Origin of the sequence: Streptomyces niveiscabiei, from assembly GCF_001419795.1 — a bacterium.
Classification (GTDB): domain Bacteria; phylum Actinomycetota; class Actinomycetes; order Streptomycetales; family Streptomycetaceae; genus Streptomyces; species Streptomyces niveiscabiei.
Window position 1 is genome coordinate 1 of record NZ_LIRL01000946.1, and the last position, 3555, is coordinate 3555.

Sequence of the window (3555 nt, forward strand, 5' to 3'; positions counted from 1 at the left end):
GCGGGTGGAGAGGGGGAGGGGTACGGCGCCTGTAGTCCCGTACCCCTCAGGTATCCCTGTCGATTGTCCCCCTGAGGTCTTCGCACCGCGCGGCACCCTCAGCCGGCCCGTCCCCGTCAGCCCCGTCCGCGCCCCAGGAACACCGGGTTGGTCAGCGCGGCCAGCGGTCCCGGCAGGAGGGGTGCGGTCGCCGGGTGGCGGACCTCCGCCCGTACGTACGCCGCGTACGACGGTGTCGTCCGCCACTCGAAGACCCCTGAACCCGAGTCGCCCACGGGGGCCCCGGTGAACAGGACGCCCTCGTCGGTGACCAGGCGGACCGTGCAGCCCCTCACCCCTGAGACCTCCACGTGTACGACCACGGGGGTATCCGGGGCGACCGCGAGCCGCTCCCCGATACCGGCGTGCTCGCCGCGCGGGCCGGTGACGGTGAGGGCGACCGTGACGTCCTTGGACTCCGCGACGTACGACCGCCCGGCGCGGATGCCGTCCTGGATCGCCTCGCGGGTCAGGTCGTCCGCGAGGACCACGGTCTGGGGCAGGCCGACCACGTCCGGGTCGCGGTGTGCGTCGCTGTTGCCCATCGCCGGGAGCCAGTCGCGGCCCTCCCGTACGGCGGCGACCAGCGTCGCGTCCCAGGAGGCGAGCGCGATCTCGTCGTCCGGGGTGTAGGGGCCGTTCCACACCTCCACCACGTCCGCCTCGCCGAACCCGAACTTCCAGGCGCAGCCGATGCAGGTGGCGTGCGGGTGCGCGGGGACGACGAGGCCGCCCGCGCGGTGGATCTGGCGGGCGAACCGTGAGTAACGGTTGTCGCGGGCCCGGTAGCGCCAGTCGACGAACGTGTCGGGATCGGTGCCGAGCGCGACGACGTGGCCGTTGCGGGTGGTGACCTCCTCGCCGAGCAGGATCAGCAGGTCGTCGCCGGCCTGGTCGGCCCAATGGGCGTGCCCCGCATGGGTGTTGTGCTCGGAGGTGTTGATGAAGTCCAGCCCGGCGGCGCGGGCGAGCGCCGCGATCTCGGCGGGGGTGCGGCGGCCGTCGGAGTACCAGGAGTGCAGGTGGCAGTCGCCCCGGTACCAGGCGCGGCCCCGGCCCCGCGCGCGCTCCGGCGGGTAGACGGGGGTAGGGGTATGACCCGGTGACCCGTACGTGAGGGTGACGGTGATCTCGTACGTCAGCCCCTGGGGGGACACGGTGTACGGTCCCAGCGCCACGTACCAGGTCCCCGCGCGGATCGGTCCCGGGACGTATCCGGGGGTCGCGTCGTCCGCCCGGACGAAGAACTCCGTACGGGCCCCGCCGGACCAGCCCCGGAAGCCCCGGCCGCCGAGTGCCGTCCCACGCTCGTCGAACAGGCCGATGTCCAGGGCATTTCCGGCGGTGCCGGTCGGGACGGCCGGGCGGTCGTAGGTGTACGCCACCCTCAACTCGCTTACCCCCGCCGGGACTTCGACCGGCACATACACGAAGTCCGGTGCTCCGGTGGGCAACGTCCCCCGCAGGGTCTTCGCCGCCCGCCCCTGCTCTCGTCCCTCGGCGGAGGCGAAACCCATGCCCCCGGCAGTCATCGCCGCACCCGCACCCGTCACGAACAGGGCACGTCTGCCGATCTCGTGAGCGTCGTCGCACATGGGGTCAGTGTGGGGGAGGGGGGTGAACTCGGGGAGGCGTGAGGGGAATCGGGATGTGAGGTCGTTCGAATGGGGGTGTTTTTCGGTCAGTTGAGTCTCGCGAGGGCGGCGGGCCGGAGGCTCGGTCTCGCAGTTCCGACCGGTCGGTATGGACAGTTCGGGTTGTTCCGGGTACAGATGAGGGCGGCACTCGCGTCTGTAGTCGTACCGCTGTACATCCGGAAAGGCCGTCGTATGCGTATCTCGGTCACGATTTTTCTCACCGATGAGACCATCACTCCCACGCGTCTCGCGCGGGAGTTGGAGGAGCGGGGGTTCGCCGGGCTGTATCTGCCGGAGCACACGCATATTCCGGTCGAGAGAGGTACGCCGTACCCCGCGGGCGGGGAGCTGCCCAGGGAGTACGGGCGGACGCTGGACCCGTTCGTCGGGCTCGGGCAGGCCGCGGCGGTGACCGAGAGGCTGGGGCTGGGGACCGGGATCACGCTGGTCGCTCAGCATGATCCGATCGACCTCGCCAAGCAGATCGCCACCGTCGACCATCTGTCCGGGGGACGGCTCACGGTGGGGCTCGGGTACGGGTGGAACGTCGAGGAGGCCGCCGACCACGGGGTCGAGTGGCGGACCCGGCGGGAGCTGGTGCGGGACCGGATGGCGTTGATGCGGGCCCTGTGGTCCGACGAACCCACGGGCTACGAAGGGGAGTTCGGGAGCGTACGGCCGTCCATCGCGTACCCCAAGCCGGTGCGGAAGCCGCGCGGGCCGGTCGTCGGGCCGCGCACCCTCATCGGCGGCGGCGCCGGACCCAAGCTGTTCTCCCACATCTGCGAGTACGCCGACGGCTGGCTCCCGATCGGCGGACGCGGGCTCGGCGAGTCGCTGCCGGTGCTGCGCGCGGCGTGGGCGGAGGCGGGGCGGGAACCGTCCGAGCTGGAGGTCGTGCCGTACGCCGTAGTGCCTACCCGGGGAAAACTTGAGTACTACGCGGAGCTGGGGATCGAGGAGGCGGTCGTGCAGTTGCCTCCGGCGGGGGAGGCGGAGGTGCTGGGGGTGCTGGACGAGCTAGCTCCGTACGTGTGACGGGGACGGGGTGAGGTCCGGCGGCCACATGCGGTCGCCGGTGGGGTCGTCGTCCCCTGTCTGCCGGCTGGGGGGCATGGCGCAGGGCATGGAGGAACCCGCTTGGAAGTACCCGCTCTCGGCGGACCACCTGAAGTACATCGCCTCCTCGCCGTCCGAGCGCGACGCACGTAGCTTCCAGGTATCCCCGGTCCTGCCCTCCTCGTAGGACGTGACGTCCCACCCGGTGTCCTCCAGATGGGTGCGCAGCCGACGCAGCCCGGGAACCGCCTGCCCGGCGGTGACGTGGTCGAGCGCCCAGCTATGATGCATGGCGTAGGCCCCGACGACGGTCTCGTCCGTCAGCCCGCCCCGGTAACAGAGGTCGGAATCCAGGGTGTTCTCGGGAGAGACCCCGGGATCGTCGGCGCCGGAGGCGATCGTGCGCGTGAACCCCAGCACCCCGTACGCCTCCCGGGAGTTCGCGACCGCCCGGTCCGCCATCTCCTGGGGCGCGACCCGGGGGAAGTCCGACGCGTCCTTGGTGATCAGGGCGAGCCACACGATCAGAGCGAGGCCGAGGAACAGCGGTACGGCGACGAGCGCGGCGCAGCCGATCCCGACGGCCTGCCCCACCCGAGCGGCGGTGCCTCGGACGGGTACGACGCAGGCTCCGGGCGCGGTCTCGGCGGGCGGCTCGGTCTTGTCGTCGGGCGTGATCTCCACAGGCATGCCAGGACCGTAGGCGCGAGGCGATACCCCGGACATCGGTACGACCACGTACACCCCCTGGGTACTAGTACTCACGAGGGACAGGACCTGAGAGGTACGCCCACGCCGCGCCCCACGCCGCGCCCCACCC

The 3555-nt window shown here is 71.5% G+C and carries 3 protein-coding genes; 1 reads left to right on the forward strand and 2 read right to left on the reverse strand.

Going from position 1 to position 3555, the window contains the following annotated elements:
* Window positions 1-116 precede the first annotated feature (116 nt).
* Window positions 117-1634: a CehA/McbA family metallohydrolase gene (locus AOK24_RS37540; protein WP_055724421.1), complete on the reverse strand. Its 1518-nt coding sequence runs from the start codon at window positions 1632-1634 to the stop codon at window positions 117-119.
* Between the two features lie 234 nt (window positions 1635-1868).
* Between AOK24_RS37540 and AOK24_RS37545 the strand changes: the two genes are divergently transcribed.
* The gene (locus AOK24_RS37545) at window positions 1869-2714 is read left to right on the forward strand and encodes an LLM class F420-dependent oxidoreductase (protein WP_055724422.1); all 846 of its coding nucleotides are present in this window, start codon (window positions 1869-1871) and stop codon (window positions 2712-2714) included.
* Here AOK24_RS37545 and AOK24_RS37550 read toward each other — a convergent pair.
* Window positions 2697-3425 (reverse strand): hypothetical protein, encoded by a 729-nt coding sequence (locus tag AOK24_RS37550; protein ID WP_240000985.1) that lies wholly within the window; start codon window positions 3423-3425, stop codon window positions 2697-2699. The two genes, AOK24_RS37545 and AOK24_RS37550, sit on opposite strands and share 18 nt — an antisense overlap.
* Window positions 3426-3555 lie beyond the last annotated feature (130 nt).